At 70.7% G+C, this 17,603-nt stretch carries 16 protein-coding genes; 7 read left to right on the forward strand and 9 right to left on the reverse strand.

All coding sequences use genetic code 11. The features are described 5' to 3' along the window. Window positions 1-2: 2 nt before the first annotated feature. Complete coding sequence (locus tag ABFJ78_RS04200; protein ID WP_436384318.1) at window positions 3-1,748, reverse strand: ABC transporter ATP-binding protein; 1,746 nt, start codon at window positions 1,746-1,748, stop codon at window positions 3-5. After that, complete coding sequence (locus tag ABFJ78_RS04205) at window positions 1,745-3,379, reverse strand: ABC transporter transmembrane domain-containing protein (protein ID WP_436384320.1); 1,635 nt, start codon at window positions 3,377-3,379, stop codon at window positions 1,745-1,747. Before ABFJ78_RS04205 ends, ABFJ78_RS04200 begins: the two co-directional genes overlap by 4 nt. Window positions 3,380-3,474: 95 nt before the next feature. Here ABFJ78_RS04205 and purL point away from each other — a divergent pair, with 95 nt between their 5' ends. Beyond that, the gene (gene purL, locus ABFJ78_RS04210; RefSeq protein ID WP_436384321.1) at window positions 3,475-5,781 is read left to right on the forward strand and encodes a phosphoribosylformylglycinamidine synthase subunit PurL; all 2,307 of its coding nucleotides are present in this window, start codon (window positions 3,475-3,477) and stop codon (window positions 5,779-5,781) included. A gap of 39 nt (window positions 5,782-5,820) precedes the next feature. Here purL and ABFJ78_RS04215 read toward each other — a convergent pair whose 3' ends face one another. Continuing rightward, the gene (locus tag ABFJ78_RS04215; protein WP_436384322.1) at window positions 5,821-6,996 is read right to left on the reverse strand and encodes a DUF418 domain-containing protein; all 1,176 of its coding nucleotides are present in this window, start codon (window positions 6,994-6,996) and stop codon (window positions 5,821-5,823) included. A 72-nt stretch (window positions 6,997-7,068) separates the two neighbouring features. Here ABFJ78_RS04215 and ABFJ78_RS04220 point away from each other — a divergent pair, with 72 nt between their 5' ends. Next, window positions 7,069-7,797, forward strand: a complete 729-nt coding sequence (locus ABFJ78_RS04220) for a TetR/AcrR family transcriptional regulator (protein ID WP_436384323.1) — start codon at window positions 7,069-7,071, stop codon at window positions 7,795-7,797. Between the two features lie 33 nt (window positions 7,798-7,830). Here the strand turns inward: ABFJ78_RS04220 and ABFJ78_RS04225 are convergent, their stop codons facing one another. From ABFJ78_RS04225 to ABFJ78_RS04245, 5 genes are all read right to left on the reverse strand, one after another. After that, complete coding sequence (locus ABFJ78_RS04225; protein WP_436384324.1) at window positions 7,831-8,898, reverse strand: pentapeptide repeat-containing protein; 1,068 nt, start codon at window positions 8,896-8,898, stop codon at window positions 7,831-7,833. A gap of 3 nt (window positions 8,899-8,901) precedes the next feature. Further along, entirely contained in the window at window positions 8,902-9,825 is a 924-nt protein-coding gene (locus tag ABFJ78_RS04230; protein ID WP_436384325.1) for a hypothetical protein, read from the reverse strand. A 232-nt stretch (window positions 9,826-10,057) separates the two neighbouring features. Then, complete coding sequence (locus ABFJ78_RS04235) at window positions 10,058-10,927, reverse strand: lysozyme (protein WP_436384326.1); 870 nt, start codon at window positions 10,925-10,927, stop codon at window positions 10,058-10,060. A 191-nt stretch (window positions 10,928-11,118) separates the two neighbouring features. Further along, window positions 11,119-11,916: a lysozyme gene (locus tag ABFJ78_RS04240; protein ID WP_436384327.1), complete on the reverse strand. Its 798-nt coding sequence runs from the start codon at window positions 11,914-11,916 to the stop codon at window positions 11,119-11,121. A 99-nt stretch (window positions 11,917-12,015) separates the two neighbouring features. Next, complete coding sequence (locus tag ABFJ78_RS04245) at window positions 12,016-12,720, reverse strand: type VII secretion system-associated protein (RefSeq protein WP_436384328.1); 705 nt, start codon at window positions 12,718-12,720, stop codon at window positions 12,016-12,018. A gap of 56 nt (window positions 12,721-12,776) precedes the next feature. Here ABFJ78_RS04245 and ABFJ78_RS04250 point away from each other — a divergent pair, with 56 nt between their 5' ends. Next, entirely contained in the window at window positions 12,777-13,157 is a 381-nt protein-coding gene (locus tag ABFJ78_RS04250) for a sterol carrier family protein (protein ID WP_436384329.1), read from the forward strand. A 9-nt stretch (window positions 13,158-13,166) separates the two neighbouring features. On the opposite strand, the gene ABFJ78_RS04255 is transcribed toward ABFJ78_RS04250, so the two are convergent. Further along, complete coding sequence (locus ABFJ78_RS04255) at window positions 13,167-13,964, reverse strand: SAM-dependent methyltransferase (protein WP_436384330.1); 798 nt, start codon at window positions 13,962-13,964, stop codon at window positions 13,167-13,169. A 200-nt stretch (window positions 13,965-14,164) separates the two neighbouring features. Here ABFJ78_RS04255 and ABFJ78_RS04260 point away from each other — a divergent pair, with 200 nt between their 5' ends. The 4 genes from ABFJ78_RS04260 to purF all read left to right on the forward strand — a co-directional run bounded on the left by ABFJ78_RS04260 (window position 14,165) and on the right by purF (window position 17,584). Further along, entirely contained in the window at window positions 14,165-15,043 is an 879-nt protein-coding gene (locus ABFJ78_RS04260; RefSeq protein WP_436384331.1) for a helix-turn-helix domain-containing protein, read from the forward strand. Between the two features lie 270 nt (window positions 15,044-15,313). Beyond that, window positions 15,314-15,553, forward strand: a complete 240-nt coding sequence (locus ABFJ78_RS04265) for a DUF397 domain-containing protein (protein ID WP_360468969.1) — start codon at window positions 15,314-15,316, stop codon at window positions 15,551-15,553. Continuing rightward, entirely contained in the window at window positions 15,540-15,845 is a 306-nt protein-coding gene (locus tag ABFJ78_RS04270) for a hypothetical protein (RefSeq protein WP_436384333.1), read from the forward strand. Before ABFJ78_RS04265 ends, ABFJ78_RS04270 begins: the two co-directional genes overlap by 14 nt. Before the next feature lie 212 nt (window positions 15,846-16,057). Continuing rightward, window positions 16,058-17,584 (forward strand): amidophosphoribosyltransferase, encoded by a 1,527-nt coding sequence (gene purF / locus ABFJ78_RS04275; protein WP_436384334.1) that lies wholly within the window; start codon window positions 16,058-16,060, stop codon window positions 17,582-17,584. Window positions 17,585-17,603: the final 19 nt, after the last annotated feature.

Genomic DNA, 17,603 nt, shown 5'->3' on the forward strand with positions numbered 1-17,603 from the left:
GACTACGAAGCCGCCGCCACCAAACGGGCGTACGAGCCGCCCGCCGCCAGCAGCGATGCGTGCGGGCCCAGCTCCGTGATCCGGCCGTCCTCGACCACCGCGACCCGGTCGGCCGCCGCCGCCGTGTGCAGGCGGTGGGCGATCGCGATCACGGTGCGCCCGGCGAGCACGCTGTTCAGCGACCGCTCCAGGTCCCGCGCCGAGCCCGTGTCCAGCAGCGACGTCGCCTCGTCCAGCACCAGCGTGTGGGGGTCCGCCAGCACCACGCGGGCCAGCGCCAGCTGCTGCGCGATCGCCGCCGGTACCGGGTGCTCGCCCGAGCCCAGCTTCGTGTCGAGTCCGTCCGGCAAGGAAGAAGCCCAGTCGGACGCCCCCGCCGAGGCCAGCGCCGCCAGCAGCTCGTCGTCCGTCCAGTCGCCGCCCTCGCGGCGGGCCGGCAGCGCCAGGTTCTGCCGCAGCGTCCCCGAGAACACGTGGTGCTCCTGGGTCAGCAGCAGGACCTCGCCGCGCAGGACGTCGTCGGCCAGCGTCGAGACGTCCTGGCCGCCGATTCGCACCGACCCCGACGACGGCGCCGCGATGCCCGCCAGCAGCCGGCCGAGCGTCGACTTGCCCGCGCCGGACGGGCCGACGATCGCCAGCCGCTCGCCGCGCGGTACCCGCAGGTCGATGCCGTGCAGCACCTCGCGGTCGGCCGTGTACGCGAACCGGACGCCGTGGACGTCGATGTCACGCCCGCGCGGCACCTCCGTCACCTTCGGCGACTCTTCGAGAGACACCGAGTGGACGCCCCGGATCCGCCGCGCCGCGGCCGCCGCGACCTGCAGGTCCTCCAGCCAGAACAGCGCCTCGTTCAGCGGCGCCGACATCGCCTGGACGTACAGCAGCATCGTGGTGATCTCGCCGAGCCCGGCCCAGCCGCGCGTGTACGCGAGCAGCCCGAGCGGCAGCATGACCGCCAGCGGCAGCACGTAGCTGATCTCCAGCGACGGCAGCCACCGCAGCTGCAGCGCCCGCATCCGCCGCTCGCCGAGGATGCTCTGGTTCAGCGCGTCGTGCGCCGCGTCGACGCGGCGCTCGGTGAGGCCGAGCGCCTCGACCGTGCGCGCGCCCTCCGCCGTCTCGTGGACGCTGGTGGTCAGGTCCGCCCAGCGGTCGAGCATCCACTGCATCACCGACGGGATCCGCCGCTGGTACCAGACGTTGACGCTCACCAGCAGCGGCACCGCGACCAGCAGGCCCAGCGAGAGCAGCGGCGACGTCAGCACCATCGCGACGACCGTGAACACCACGGTCACCGCCGCGATCAGGATCTCCGGCGCCGCGAACCGCGCCGCGTGGTCGATCCGGCCGAGGTCGGTGGTGGCGCGGCTGAGCAGGTCGCCGGTGCCCGCCGCCTCGACCGTGCCCAGCGGCAGCTGCAGCGCCGTCCCGACGAACTCCTCGCGCGTCTCGGCCAGCACCAGCTCGCCGAACACCGCGCCGCGCATCCGCGCGACCTTCCGCGCCACCGCCTGCAGCACCAGGATCCCGACGAACACCGCCGCCAGCACGTCGACGTGGCCTGTCGTCGTGCCGGCCGCGACGTCGTCGACCAGCGTGCCGAGCAGCTGCGGCCCGGCCAGTCCGATCAGCGTCGCCACGCACAGCGCGCCGAGCAGCAGCCCGAACTCGCGTTTGTGGATCGCCGCCGTCTTCAGCGCCCAGCGCCGGACGTCCCGCCGGGACGCCGTGGGGAGCCGTTTCATACCGTCACTACCTTCGCCGTGAAAACCTCGTCGGCCACATGTGTCCACAGTGGACTCTGGCTGAACACCACCGTCGTCTTGCCGCGGCGCAGCGCCGCGACGCGCCCGGTGATGCGTGCCTCCGTGTGCGCGTCGACCGCGGACGTCGGCTCGTCCAGCACCAGCACGTCGGCGTCCGCCGCCAGTGCCCGGGCCAGGTTCAGCCGTTGCCGCTGGCCGCCGGACACCTCGCGCCCGCGTTCGCCGATCACCTCGTCGACTCCGTTGGGCAGTGCGTCGACGATGTCGTCGGCGTCGGCCGCGTACAGCGCTTCGGTGATCCCGACGCCGCCCGGCCGCGCCGGTGCCAGCTGCTCGCGCAGCACGCCCGAGAACCAGATGTCCTGGTTGTGCGCGTAGACGATCCGCCGCCGCAGCTCCGTGAGCGCGACGTGGTCCGCCCGGACCCCGTTGACCAGCACTTCTTCGCCTTCGGCCGGGTCGGCGAACCGCGCCAGCCGGTCGGCCACCGCTTCGCCGTCGGCGCCGAAGTCGACGACCGTCAGCCGCCCGGCCGCGACGCGCACGCCGGACTCGGTGTCGACCAGTTCGAGCGGCCCTTCGGGCAGCCGGACCGGCGACTCCGGGTCCGCCAGCTTCGGGTGGATCGCCAGCAGCGCCACCACCTTCCGCGCCGCGACCAGGCCCGACGTGATCGAGCCGACCGCCTCGGTGGCCGCCGTGACCGGCCAGATGAGGAACGTCGAAATGCCGTAGAACGCCACGAGCTGCCCGACGCCGATCTCCCCGGACACGGCCAGCCGCGCGCCCAGCCAGGTGATCGCCACGGTGACCAGGCCGGGCAGCGCGATCTCGGCCGCGGCCAGCCACGACTCGGCCTTGCCGACCTCGATGCCGGCCCGCCGGACCCGCTGGCTCGTTTCGCGGAAGCGGGCGAAGAACCGCCGCTCGCCGCCGATGCCGCGCAGGATCCGCAGGCCGGACACGATGTCCGCGCCGAGCGCGTTGACGTCGCCGCGCTTCTCGCGCTGCTTCGCCTTGCGCTTCTGCAGCGGCGCCAGCAGCGGCCCGATGCCCAGCACCGCGACCGGCACGCCGACCAGCGCGACCACGCCGAGCAGCGGCGACGTCGAGATCAGCCACACGGCCACCACGACGAACGCCAGCAGCGAGCCGAACGCCCGGCCGGTCACCTCGACGGTGTTGCCGACGTGGTTGATGTCGGTCGTGCTGATCGCGACGAGGTTGCCGGTGGTCGTCTGCTCGCGCAGGCCGGCGCCGACGCGGGTGGTGTGCGCCGAGACGGCCCGCTGGGTCGAGCCCGCGCCGTGCAGCCACAGGCCGTAGTTGAGGAAGTGCAGCCAGGTCCCGGTCAGCGTCTGCACCACCCCGAGCAGGGCGGCGGCCAGCGCCCAGCGCCAGACGCCGGCGCCGTCGTGCGCGCTCACGGCGCCGATGCCCTGGCCGATCACCAGCGGCATCAGCGCACCGGGCAGCGCCCACACGACACCGAGCGCGGCGGCGCCCAGCACCGTGGCGAGCCGGGCCCGGAACACGGCGAGCAGGAAGCGGCTCGCGCTCGGCCGCGCGGGCAGCCGCAGCGGCGGAAAGGGATATGTGGCGGAAAGCACGATTCCCGACGGTAAGCCGCCGACCAGCGGAAGGCGACCGATTTTCGGCGGCCCACCGTCCGGGGCGCCCGGGTGGGCCCCGTATCCTGGCGGCCGTGGCGAACCCTGACACGGACACCGTGACCAGCACCGTTGACACCACCGAGCGCGCCGGGGCGACCCCGGAGCACACCCAGCCGTACCGCGAATTGGGCCTCGCCGACGACGAGTACGCCCGCATCCGGGAAATCCTCGGCCGCCGGCCCACCGACGCCGAGCTGGCCATGTACTCGGTGATGTGGAGCGAGCACTGCTCCTACAAGTCCTCCAAGAAGCACCTGCGGTACTTCGGGGAGACCGCCACCGACGAGATGAAGGCCAAGATGCTGGCCGGCATCGGGGAGAACGCGGGCGTCGTCGACATCGGCGAGGGCTGGGCGGTCACCTTCAAGGTGGAGAGCCACAACCACCCGTCCTATGTGGAGCCGTACCAGGGCGCCGCGACCGGCGTCGGCGGCATCGTCCGCGACATCATGGCCATGGGCGCGCGGCCGCTGGCGGTCTCCGACGCGCTGCGCTTCGGCCCGGCCGACGCTCCCGACACCAAGCGCGTGCTGCCCGGTGTCGTCGCCGGCGTCGGCGGCTACGGCAACTGCCTCGGCCTGCCGAACATCGGCGGCGAGCTCGTGTTCGACCCGTCCTACTCGGGCAACCCGCTGGTCAACGCGCTGTGCGTCGGCGCGATGCGCGTCGAGGACCTGCACCTGGCCTTCGCGTCCGGCACCGGCAACAAGATCATCCTGTTCGGCGCCCGCACCGGCCTCGACGGCATCGGCGGCGTTTCCGTCCTCGCGAGTGACACCTTTTCGGGTGACGAGTCGGCGTCCGGCCGCAAGAAGCTCCCGAGCGTCCAGGTCGGCGACCCGTTCACCGAGAAGGTGCTCATCGAGTGCTGCCTCGAGCTGTTCGCGCAGAAGCTGGTCGTCGGCATCCAGGACCTCGGCGGCGCCGGGCTGTCCTGCGCGACGTCGGAGCTGGCCGCGGCCGGCGACGGCGGCATGCACATCTACCTCGACCGGGTTCCGTTGCGCGCCACCGGGATGACGCCCGCCGAGGTGCTCTCCAGCGAGTCGCAGGAGCGCATGTGCGCGGTCGTCTCGCCGGAGAACGTCGAGGCGTTCATGGCGGTCTGCCGCAAGTGGGACGTCATCGCCACCGACATCGGCGAGGTCACCGACGGCGAGCACCTGGTCATCACGTGGCACGACGAGGTCGTCGTCGACGTCCCGGCGCACACGGTCGCCCACCAGGGCCCGGTGTACGACCGGCCGATCGAGCGTCCGTCCTTTCAGGACGCCCTGATCGCGGACACTTCCGCGAAGCTGCCGCGTCCGTCCACTCCGGACGAACTGCGCGCGGACGTGCTGCGGTTGATCGCGTCGCCCAACCAGGCGTCGAAGGAATGGGTGACGTCGCAGTACGACCGGTACGTGCGCGGGAATTCCGTGCTGTCGCAGCCGTCGGACTCGGGCATGATCCGGATCGACGAGTCGTCCGGCCGCGGTGTTTCGGTCGCGACGGACTGCAACAGCAAGTTCGTCTACCTCGACCCGTACCGCGGCGCGCAGCTGGCGCTCGCGGAGGCGTACCGCAACGTGGCGACGGGCGGCGCGACGCCGGTGGCGGTGTCGGACTGCCTGAACTTCGGCGCGCCGACGGACCCGGGCGTGATGTGGCAGTTCGAGCAGGCGGTGCACGGCCTCGCCGACGGCTGCGTCGAGCTGGGCATCCCGGTGACGGGCGGCAACGTGAGCTTCTTCAACCAGACGGGCTCGACGGCGATCCTCCCGACGCCGGTGATCGGCGTCCTCGGCGTGATCGACGACGTGACCCGCCGCATCCCGACCGGCATCGGCGCGGAGGCGGGCGAAACCCTGCTGCTGCTGGGCGAAACGCACGACGAGCTGGACGGTTCGGCGTGGGCCCGCGAGCTCCACGGCCACCTCGGCGGTGTTCCCCCGCGCGTGGACCTGGCGCGCGAGAAGCTGCTGGGCGAGATCCTGGTGGCGGGTTCCCGCGACGGCATGATCTCGGCGGCGCACGACCTGTCCGACGGCGGCCTGATCCAGACGCTGGTCGAGACCGTCCTCATCGGACAGTGCGGCGCCCGGGTCTTCCTGGACGCGGACCAGGACCCGTTCGTCCAGCTGTTCTCGGAGTCGTCGGGCCGCGTGCTGGTAGCGGTCCCGCGCACGGAGGAGCTGCGCTTCACCGAGATGTGCACGGCCCGCGGCCTGCCGTGGCGCAAGACCGGCGTGGTGGACCCGGAGTCGGGAACGCTGGAGCTGCAGGGCATCACGGAGTTCACGCTCGACGAGCTGCGCACGGCGTGGGAGTCCACGCTCCCGGCCCTGTTCGACTGAGCGTTCGTGGGGGCCTTCGCGGCGAAGGCCCCCACGGAGTCATGCCACGCGCCAGGCCGGCCGCCGGGCGTTGGTGATCCAGCGCAGGAGCCATTCGGCGGGCCCGTACCGGTGCCCGCGCAACCACCACGCGCTCGCCGCGAGCTGGACGGCGAAGAACAGCACGGCCAGCCCGGTCGTCGCGAGCGGCGAGAACGTGCCGGCGAGGCCGAGCCCGACGCCGGTGAACACCAGCAGGCCGAACAGGGCCTGCGCGAGGTAGTTGGTGAGCGCGATGCGCCCGGCCGGCGCCAGCGCGGTCCGGACGAACGACGTGCGCGGGTGGTGCAGCACGCGAAGCAGCGTCGCGACGTAGGCCGCGGTCAGCAGCGGGGCGGTGGCGATGCTCGCGGCGACGGCCAGGGTGTTGCCGTTCCCGCCGCCGAGGGTGTAGGCCACGCCACCCGCGATCCCGATCGGGAACCCGATCCACTGGATCCGGCGCAGGACCGGCTCGTCCCCGCGCACCGAGCCGAACAGCCGGCGGCGCCCGGCGACCATCCCCAGCAGGAACATCGCGAGCCCGGCCGGCCCCTGCAGCGAGACGGACTGCGCGACCAGCAGCGGGAGCCCCGCGAGGTGTTCGCCGATGACGTCGCCCCAGCCGCCGAGCAGGGCGTTCGTCGCCCGTTCGCCGTTCGCCAGCGCTTCGGCGCCGGACGGCACGAACGCCGACCGGTCCAGGAACAGCCCGCTCACCAGCGCGCTGACCAGGACGGCGCCGTACACGATCGCGGCGACGCGCAGGGCCGTCCGGTCGCGGACTCCGCGCATCCAGAACAGGACCAGGCAGACCACGGCGTAGGTGGTGAGGATGTCGCCGCCGTAGAGGAGCACGATGTGCAGCACGCCCAGCGCGAACAGGCCGGCGATCCGGCGCAGCAGGCGCGGGGCGAACGCCGCGCCCGCGCGGGCCGCCGCCTGGATCTGCAGCGTGAAGCTGTAGCCGAACAGGAACGAGAACAGGAGGTAGAACTTCATGTCGACGAAGACCGACGACAGCCCGCGGACGACGTCGTCGAAGGTCGAGGAGAACGCCGGGTCGGTGACGAGGCTGCCGGGGTAGCCGGAGGCCATGAAGGTGATGTTGACGATGAAGATGCCCAGGAGCGCGAAGCCCCGCAGGGCGTCGACGTCGTGGACGCGCGTTCTCGCCGCGGCGAACTGTCCGGTCATGCGTTTCCCCAGGTCAGTAGTTAATATCTAGTAGATACTATCCGTTGTACACTAAGTGGAGGAAGTCCCGCCATGGGTGATCGGGAGCTGCCTGCCGACTTGCGCCGGCTGTGGCGGCGCGCCCCGTCCCCGCGCCTCGGCCGCCCGGCCGAGCTCGACGTCGACCGGGTGGTGGCCGCCGCCGTCGACCTGGCCGACCGCGAGGGGCTGGACGGGGTGACGCTGCAGAAGGTGGCGCAGAGCCTCGGCTTCACGAAGATGGCGCTGTACCGGCACGTCGGCTCGAAGAACGAGCTGTTCGAGCTGATGGCCGACCACGCCACCGGCCCCGCCCCCGAGTTCGGCGAGGACACCGGGTGGCGCGACGGCGTGCGCCGGTGGGCGGCCGCGATGCGGGCGCGGTGCGCCGAACACCCGTGGCTCGTCGACGTGCCGGCGGCCGGCCCCCCACGCGGCCCGAACGCCGTGAGCTGGATGGACGCGCTGCTGCGCGCGCTCCGCGACACAGGCCTGGCCCTGGGGACGCAGGCGGGCGTGCTGAGCATGATCAGCGGGCACGTGCGCAACGCGGTCGTGCTGGCCCGCCAGTACGCGGCGGCAGACCAGGCGGAGGTCGAGCGCGACTACGGCCGGGCGCTGGCGGAGCTGGTCGACCCGGCCCGCTTCCCGGACGCGGCCGCCCTGTTCGCGGTCAGCGCGTTCGAGCCACCGCCGGGAAACCCGGCCGACCACGACTTCGAGTTCGGCCTGAACCTGATCCTGGACGGCATCGCCGCGGCCATCGCGGTCAGTCCACAGTAGACGACCGGTCCCTCCGGTCGGGGGAGACGCGCTTCACCCGCTCGCCGCGGTGATCCGGGACTCGCCGTCGCGCAGTTCCTCCAGCGTCCACTCCGCCGGCAGCTGCACGTCCTTCTCCGTCCGGATCCTGGTGTTGTACAGGGAAACCGACGCCGGCAGCGACGCGAACCGCAGATCCGTCTGCCCGCCGAAGGAAGTTCGCCGCAGGTCCAGCGAGTCGGCCGCGACCACGCCCGAAAACACCGCGTCCTTCGCGAACGTCGCGTCCTTGAACGTCGTCTTCCCGCCGAACTTGGTGTCCGTGAACTCCGCGTCTTCGGCGAAAGTCGTTCCGCTGAACCAGGCGTGGCTTTCGAAGACCGCGCCGCGGCAACGAAAGTACCCCAGCAGCCGGCCCGAGCCGGTGCCCGCGGCGGTGAGGTACACGCGGCCCGTGAACCGGCAGCCGCTGAAGTTGGTGCTGCTGTACAGCGACGCGTACCGCAGCAGCAGGCCGCCGACCAGCTTGCCCGAAAGGTCGAAGTACTCGAGCGTCGCGCCGGTCAGGTCCAGGTCGTACACCGGGCCTTCGGCGTCGCGCGCGGGCAGCAAGTCCGTGACCAGGCGCTGCGCCGTGAGCCGGACGGTCAGCTCGCGCTCCGGTTCCGGGTTCTTGGAATCCGGGTCGGGTCGCGTGAACGGCCGCCGCAGGTACGAACACAGCACGTCCAGCACCGTCTGCGTGTACTCCGGCCGGCTCCGCGCCAGCCCCGCCAACGCGTGCAGCGCCCCGACGCGCACCTGATCGGCGTCATGCCCCAGCAGCTCGACGGCCTTCGCGAACCGCTCGTCGGCCACCCGCTCGCGGTCCTGCTCCGCGCGCTGCGACTCCAGTTCGTGCCGGCGCCGCTCGATGTCCTGGCGCCGTTCCTCGACGCGGCGGCGCCGGTCGTTCAGCCACAGCGCGTACAGCGCCACGATCGCGCCGCCCGCGAGGCCGCCCGTCTTCAGCGCCTCGCTGCGGCTGGTGGCGGGGTCGGTCAGCAACCAGCCGCCGACGCCCGCCAGCAGGACCACCGACGCGAGGAACGTCCACGCCAGCGGTGATCGCCACAGCTTCACCTGTCAGGAAACCAGCATCGTGCTGACGCAGAAACCCTTGTCGTCGAAGTTCGTCGCGCTCAGCGTGCCCTTGACGTTCTTGCCCGCGGACGTCCCGGTGACCTGGCCCTCGACGAGGAACTCGTCGTCCGGCACCTCGCCGAGCGTCAGCTGCAGCGGCGGCTTGAGGAACGTCTTGAGCCACGAGTCGAGCAGGTCCTTCGAGTCCGAGCAGCCCAGCGCGAGCGCACCGGGGGTGTCGCCCGCGTTCAGCTTGTCGATGAAGCCCTGCAGCACGACCTTGGCGTCCGCGCCGCCACCGGAGGACGGCGGCTTGCTGGTCGTCGTCGGGGTCTTCTTCGTGGTGGACTTCGGCGCCGTCGGCTTGGCCGACGTGCTCGACGACGGCGGGGCCGCGACGGTGTTGTCGTCCTTCGACAGGAAGAACCCGGGCGCGACGAAGCCGGTGATCCCCAGGGCGGCCAGCACGACCACCACGGTGGCGCCGATGGCGATCCACATCCCGGTCTTGCTCTGCTTCGGTGGCGCCGGCGGCCCGCCGAAGCCCTGGCCGTAGCCGCCGGACTGGTCCCAGCCCGACATCTGGCCGCCCTGGCTCGGGTCCCAGGCCTGCTGGCCGTACTGCTGCGCGTTCGGGTCCGCCCACGCCGACTGCTGCTGCGCGTTCGGGTCGGCCCAGCCCTGCTGCTGGGCGTTGGGGTCGCCCCACTGCGGCTGCGGGCTCTGCGGGAACCCGCCCGACGGGTAGCCCTGCTGCTGGCTCGGGTCGAAGCCCTGCGGGTACTGCTGCGTCGGGTACGGCTGTTGCTGCTGGTTGGGGTCCCACCCACCCTGCTGCGGGTACGGCTGCTGGAAGCCACCGGACTGGGGCTGCTGGCCGTACGGGTCGGGCTGGCCGGGCTGGCCCGGCTGAGGCGGGTAAGTCATCTTTCATGCCTTCCGGGCGCTGGGTGTTCGTGCGCTTCCGACGTCCGCAAGGCCCGTGCGGTTCCCCCAGGACGTGGTGAGCAGCATTCTGCAAGCTCGGACGGTACGGCATGAAACCGGCTCCCGGTCGCGACGAGGCGAAACTGCGTTTCGGGGGTTCCGGGTGGCGGAGCCCCCGGCCCGGGGCGGAGCCCCGGTTGTCATCGTCACGATCCGGGAGCCGGGGTGCGGGTCAGCCGTTGGCGAGGGCTTGGAGCCGGTCGTAGGCACCGTTGAAGGTGTCCTGGTCGAGCGGGCTCGAGGTGTACTGCCAAACGGTGTAGAAGCCCCAGTTGTAGGGCAGTGTGCCGACCGACGACGCGTACCGCGCGACCCACAGCGGGGCCGTGCTGGAGAAGTCACCGCTCACGCAGCTGCTCCACCAGCTCGTCGACGTGTAGATCACCGGGTAGCGGCCGGTGAGGGAGTGGTAGGTGTCGTGGAAGTCGAGGATCCACGACGTCATCCCGGCCTTGCTCAGCCCGTAGCAGGTCGCGCCGTACGGGTTGTACTCCATGTCCAGCGCGCCGGGCAGCGTCTTGCCGTCCTTCGACCAGCCGCCGCCGTGGGCGACGAAGTACCGGGCCTGCGCCGCGCCGCTCGAGGTGTTCGGCGTGGCGAAGTGGTAGGCGCCCCGGATGAAGCCCTGGTTGTAGGAGCCGTTGTACTGCTGCGCGAAGTACGGGTTGGTGTAGCTGGTGCTCTCCGTGGCTTTGGTCCAGACGAACCGCTTGCCCTGGTTCCACCAGTTCGCCCAGTCGACGTTGCCCTGGTAGCTGGCGACGTCCATGCCGGCCACGGTGGCCAGCACCTGGCCGGGGATGGCCTGGCCGGGCTGCGGCTGCTGCGCCGCCTGCTGCGTGTCCGGGGTCGACTTGTCGCCTTCGACGCGCCGGATCTGCGACCCCAGTTCGTGGTTGTGTTGCGCGATGTCCGCGTTGATCGCGGCCACGGGGTCGACCTCGGGGGAGAAGGTCGTCGCCTGGGCCGTGCTGCCGAGCAGGAGCAGCGTGGCCGGGACGACCAGGGCGGCGAACAGCCGCCTTCTTCGGGAAGTGGACATCGTTGAATCCCTTCACAGATACCCTCGCTGAGGGCGGCTTACTGCAGGTAGCCGCCCGTGCACGATTGTTGGGGACGAAGTGGCGTTTGTCACTCAGTTCCGTGAAATTGGGTATACGCGTGGGTGATTTTCCCGGGAAGACGGTCGTCAACCGGTGACCGGTTAACACCTATAATTCGTGAGCCGGGCGGTCAGCCGAGCGCGAGGGCGCGCAGCCGGTCCGCCGAGCCGTTGAACCAGTTCTGGTCGCCGGGCAGGCTGCCGCGGTCGGCGAACTGCCAGATCGTGTGGATGCTCCAGGAAGCGGGCAGCTCGCCGATGAAGGTGTTGTAGCGGGCGATCCACAGCGGGTTGGCGCCGAAGCCGGCGTTGTTCGCGGTGCAGCGCTTCCACCAGCTCGTCGACGTGTAGATCGTCGGGTAGCGCCCGGTGGCCGCGCGGTAGGTCTCGGAGAAGTCGCTGATCCAGCGGGCCATCCCGGCCGCGTCCTTGCCGTAGCAGGTTTCGCCGTACGGGTTGTACTCCGCGTCGAGCGCGCCGGGCAGCGTTTTCCCGTCGGCCGACCAGCCGCCGCCGTGGGCGAGGAAGTAGCGGGCCTGCGACGCGCCGTCGGAGATGTCCGGCCGGGCGAAGTGGTAGGCGCCGCGGATCAGGCCCGCGTTGTAGGAACCGTTGTACTGCTGGGCGAACTGCGGGTTGACGAACCCGGTGCCCTCGGTCGCCTTGACGTAGACGAACTTCGCGCCCGTCCGCGCCGCGCCGGGCCAGTCGACCGGGCCCTGGTGCCCGCTGACGTCGTGGCCGAGCTGCTCGTCGTCACCGCCGTAGAGCACGCCGGGCGCCGCGTCGACGCCTTCGACCTTGGCGATCTGCGAACCGGCGAAGTGGTCTTCGGCGCCTTCGTAGATGTCGTCGGCCGTCGCCGGCGCCTGCCCGGCGACGAGCAGGGCGGCGACGGCGAAGGGCAGCAGCGAACGTTTCACCCTCATGCTCCCCATCGGTCTCGTCAGACTTGTCCAGCCTCACGATGCACCCGAGTCGCGCGATCGGCGACTCGGATGGTCACTCGATGGGGTTAAACCCGCAGGTCAGCGCTGTTCGTCGGCCAGCGCCTTCAGCAGGTGCTCGGCCGGCACGACGGCGGTGATCAGGTCGTGCGGGTTCACCGCGACGGGGTGACCGCCGAGCAGGCTGACGATGTCGCGGCCGAGCACCGCGCGCGCGTGCGGCCACTCGCGCGGCACCAGCGCCTTGCGCGTGTACGCGGGCACCATCACCCGGCCGTCGGTGTTGTGGAAGCCGATCACCGTGCGCTGCACCGGCGACATCGCGTAGACGAACAGCGTCGCGTCGAGGACGACCTTCGGCAGGTCCGACGCCGGCCGGTGCTCGGTGCGGACGAGCTGCAGCAGCTGCTCGAGGTCGTTCGTCGGCTCCGGGAAGCCGAGCGCCTTGGGCGAGGGGCGGTAGCGGTCGTTCGGGTGGAAGTCCGCGACGACGTCGCCGGCGCCGTTCACCGGGTAGGCGCCGACGACCGCCCACGACGGCACCGGGCCGTTCGGGTCGAAGGCCTCGTCGATGACGTACAGCCAGCTGTTGGGGTTGGCGCGGGCGTTCGCGCGCATCTCCGCGGTGATCTCGGGTGTGCCGTGCTTGCCGGAGCGCCGGGCCTGCTGCCCGCCCCGGCGCGCGGCGCGGTTGGGCTTGCTGTGCTTGCCGGGGCGATCGGCCCCGCTTCCGGTGGGCTGCTGCGAAACCATCCGATCTGCCTCGTCCCGCTGCGCCATCGCCATCCCTGCGTTCTCGGGTGTCTCTGAAAAGTCTTGGTGCGCCACTCTACTGTTTGCCCATGGCCTCTTCGCGTTCGGTCGACCCCGGACAGTTACGTGCGGCGGTGCTGGCGATTTCCCCGTGGCTGCAGGGCGACGCGCCCGATCCCGCGCGGCCGGAACTGGCCGCGGCGGTCCGCCTCAGCCTGCGCGCGCTCGCGGCCGACGTGCCGGGCCGCACGGTCGAAGTCCGCGTGCCGCCGTTCGCGGCGGTGCAGTGCGTGGAGGGACCGCGGCACACCCGCGGCACCCCGCCGAACGTGGTCGAGACCGACCCGCGCACGTGGCTCGAACTGGCCACCGGCCGGCTGGACTGGACCACGGCCGTGGCGGACGGCCGGGTGTCCGCGTCGGGCACCCGGGCCGACCTGTCCCACTGGCTGCCGATCGTCCGGCTTTGACGGGCCGCGCTACGGCTTGCGGCCGACGCCGCCCGCGATCGTCCGCTGCGCGACGTTGAGCTCCTTGAGCCGCGGGCCGTCCGGCCACCAGTCGGCGCACAGCGTCACGCCGGGGTCAACAAGTTCGAGGCCGGGGAAGAGCTCCTCGATCTCCTTCTGCGTCCGGAACGTGCCGGAGCCCATCGGGCTGTGCACGAAGAAGTCCTCCATGCGGCGCGCGGTCGCGGAGTCCTCGTTCTCGGGGTCGAAGAAGTGGCTGAGCCCGACGAAGGAGCCGGACGGCAGCGCGTCGACGTACTCCTTCATGATTTCCTTCGGCCGGTCGGCGTCGCCCTTGAAGTGGTGCAGCGTGCCCATCTGCAGCAGCACGAGCGGCTGCGTGAAGTCGATGTGCTCCCGGATGATCTCGTTCTCGAGGATGCGCTGCGGCTCGAAGATGTCTTCGGCGACGAAGTGCGTGTGCTCGTTCTCCTCGAGCAGCGCCCGGCCGTGGGCCAGGACCACGGGGTCGTTGTCGACGTAGACGACCGTGGCCTCGGGGTGGATCCGCTGCACGACCTGGTGGGTGTTCTCCGCCGTCGGCAGGCCGGAGCCGAGGTCGAGGTACTGGGTGATGCCGGTCTGGCTCGCGAGGAAGCGGCACGCGCGGATGAGGAACCCGCGGTTCTCGAACGCGAGGTCCTGCGCCTCCGGTGCGGCCTGCTGCACCTTGTGCAGGACCTCGCGGTCGATTTCGTAGTTGTCCTTCCCGAGCAGGAAGGCGTCGTACACGCGCGCGATGCTCGCTCGGGTCGGGTCGACCCCCACGGGAACTCGTTCGGTCCGGGTCGCGGCGTCGGGCATCTTGAACCTCGCAAGTTCTGTGTCGAAAGTCTCGTACTCTACGTAGAGTAGGACTCCACACGCATGCGGTAAACCGGGTCACCTCTTTGCGCAGGACGGCCCAACGTGTACTTTCGGTAGTCGGGCTAGAACCCCCTGGTGACGTGAGCGCGGAAGGGCCGGGAATGAACGCGGTGAACGCGTCCGCAGGTGAACAGAACATCGGCCCCACGGCGCGCCGCATGATCCTGGGCTCGCAGCTCCGCCGTCTCCGTGAAGAGGCCGGCATCACCCGTCAGCAGGCCGGTTACAACATCCGCGGGTCCGAGTCCAAGATCAGCCGCCTCGAACTGGGCCGCGTCGGGTTCAAGGAACGCGACGTCACCGACCTGCTCACGATGTACGGCGTCGAGGACGCGACCGAGCGCCAGACGTTCCTCGACATGGTCAAGCAGTCGAACGAGCCCGGCTGGTGGCGCCGCTTCGGCGACACGATGCCGAACTGGTTCACCGACCTCGTCGGCCTCGAAGAAGCCGCGGCTCGAATCCAGATCTGGGAGCCGCTGTACGTGTCGGGCCTGCTCCAGATCGAGCCGTACGCGCGAGCGATCTTCAGCCACGGCCGCCCGGAGATGGCCGACGAGCGCGTCGACCAGCTGGTCGCGCTGCGGATGCGGCGGCAGAAGATGTTCAGCAGGCCGGACGCGCCCCGCGTGTGGATGGTGCTCGACGAGTCGGTGCTGCACCGCCCGATCGGCGGGATGAAGGTGCTCAAGCAGCAGATCGAGTACCTGCTGGAGATGAGCGCGCTGCCCCACGTGTCCGTGCAGGTCCTGCCGTATTCGCGGAGCGGGCTTTCGGCCGAGCACGCGTTTTCGCTGCTGCGGTTCGGCGAACCGGAGCTGCCGAACATCGCGTACGTCGAGTACCTGACCGGCGCGCACTACATCGAAAAGCGCGAAGAGATCGAGAAGTACAGCCGGGCGCTGGACATGCTGGCCGTCGACGCGGAGACGCCGGAGCGCAGCCGCTCTCTGCTCGCGAAGCGGCGCGCGGAGATCTGAGTCCCGGAACCGGTCCCGGTGAACCACCCCGCCGGTGCGGACGTGTCCCCACTGAGCGGTAACCCCCAGTAGCAGCTAACCCATTAGAGGCGCTATCTATCACCCGATAGGTTAACCGTGACCTGGTGATTCTTTACCGTCCGAGAACTTTGCAAGAAATTCTGCACGTGCATTTACCGCTGCAGGCACACGTGCTAGCCTCCGATACGCGGGCAAATGCACATGCAGATGCAACGCCCTGGAAGCTTTTCCACATCGAGAGGTGGGACCATGGCTGAGCGATTCGAGAACGGCATCCCGGCCGACCGGCTGTCCGGTGCCGAGTGGCGCAAGGCGAGCTACAGCGGGGCCGTCGGCAACTGCGTCGAGGTGGCGCCGCTGACCACCGGTGAGATCGCGATGCGCAACTCGCGCTTCCCGACCGGTCCGGCGCTCGTCTACACGCGCGCGGAAATGGCGGCCTTCCTGGCCGGGGCCAAGGACGGTGAGTTCGACGATGTCCTCGGCTGAGGCCGTCGCCCCCGTCTTCGACATCGAAACCGGACTGCAGGCGCTGGTGGCCCGCGGCTACCAGTTCGTCCACCCCGCCGACGAGCGCGGTGAGGTCCTCGCCGTCGTCGGTGTGCGGGTGCACGACGACGTGGTGGACGTGGTCCGGCTCAACGCCGAAGACGACGTCGAGGCGACCCGGATGCCCGGCACCGAGGAGAACATCCTCGAACCGGAGCGCTGGTTGTGGCGCCGCCGCGGGGAAGGCGCGCAAGTGCTCACGGAGATCCTCCAGCTGCCGGACGCTTGCTAGGCATGCAGACTTCAGGCCCTGTCCGAAGTGGTCAGAACCACGTCGGGCGGGGCCTGACTCATGTCCGCAGCGTCTACACTGAGGCTTATTCTGGTCAGGCCGCCGCGCCCCGACTGCAAGCCGCTGATCAGGGCAAAAGTCATGCGGCGGCCGACGGCAGAATAAGCCTCAGTTGAAACCGGCCTGACCACGTCTTCCTGGGAGCACCTTCGGTGGTTTCCGACCCGCAGCTCGTGTCCGACCAGCCCGAACCGGAACCCCGTGAGGAGTGTGGCGTCTTCGGCGTCTGGGCTCCCGGGGAAGAAGTCGCGAAGCTGACCTACTACGGCCTCTACGCCCTGCAGCACCGCGGGCAGGAGGCCGCCGGCATCTCCGTCTCCGACGGCTCGCAGATCGTGGTCTTCAAGGACCTCGGCCTGGTCAGCCAGGTGTTCGACGAGCAGATCCTGCAGTCGCTGCAGGGCCACATCGCCGTCGGGCACTGCCGGTACTCGACCACCGGCGCGACCATCTGGGAGAACGCCCAGCCGATCTTCCGCACCACGGAAACCGGCAGCGGCCTTTCCTTCGCGCACAACGGCAACCTCGTCAACACGGCGGAGCTGCGCGAACGCACCATCGAGGCCGGGCTCAAGCCGCACGCGGGCCTGACCGGCTCGTCCAGCGACTCGGACCTGATCTGCGGGCTGCTCGCGGCGAACGCCGCCGACAAGGGCATCGAAGCCGCCGCGATGGACCTGCTGCCCACCCTGAAGGGCGCCTTCTGCTTGGTGTTCTCCGACGAGAACACGCTCTACGCGGCGCGTGACCCGCACGGGGTACACCCGTTGGTGCTCGGCCGGCTCGAGCGCGGCTGGGTCGTCTCCAGCGAGACGGCGGGCCTCGACATCGTCGGCGCCTCCTTCGTCCGCGAGGTCGAGCCGGGCGAGCTCATCGCGATCGACGCCGCGGGCCTGCGCTCGTCCCGGTTCGCGAACCCGGACCCCAAGGGCTGCGTCTTCGAGTACGTCTACCTCGCACGCCCGGACACCACGATCGCCGGCCGCGGCGTGCACGCCACCCGCGTCGAGATCGGCCGCCGGCTGGCCAGCGAGCAGCCGGTCGATGCCGACCTCGTGATGCCGGTGCCGGAGTCGGGCACCCCCGCCGCGATCGGCTACGCGCAGGGCTCGGGCATCCCCTACGGCACCGGCCTGGTGAAGAACGCCTACGTCGGGCGCACGTTCATCCAGCCGTCGCAGACCATCCGCCAGCTCGGCATCCGGCTCAAGCTGAACCCGCTGCGGGACGTCATCCGCGGCAAGCGCCTGGTCGTCGTGGACGACTCGATCGTCCGCGGCAACACCCAGCGCGCGCTCGTCCGCATGCTGCGCGAGGCCGGCGCGCTCGAGGTGCACGTCCGGATCGCGTCGCCGCCGGTGCGCTGGCCGTGCTTCTACGGCATCGACTTCGCCTCGCGGGCCGAGCTGGTCGCGAACGGCGTCGACCTCGACGGCATCCGGCGCTCGATCGGCGCCGACTCGCTGGGTTACATTTCCCTGGACGGCCTGGTCGCGGCGGCGGAACAGCCGAAGTCGCGGCTGTGCACGGCGTGCTTCTCCGGCGAGTACCCGATCCCGCTGCCGGAGGACGCGCTGATCGGGAAGCACCTGCTCGAAAGCCTCGACTCGGTCAATGGCGCGGCGACCCCGGTCAGCCCCGCCGGGTACGGTGCCGAAGACGCCGTCCGGCGTCCCTAGCAGTTCCTTCCAGAGGGAG

Source organism: Amycolatopsis sp. MEPSY49, assembly GCF_051337345.1.
GTDB lineage: Bacteria > Actinomycetota > Actinomycetes > Mycobacteriales > Pseudonocardiaceae > Amycolatopsis.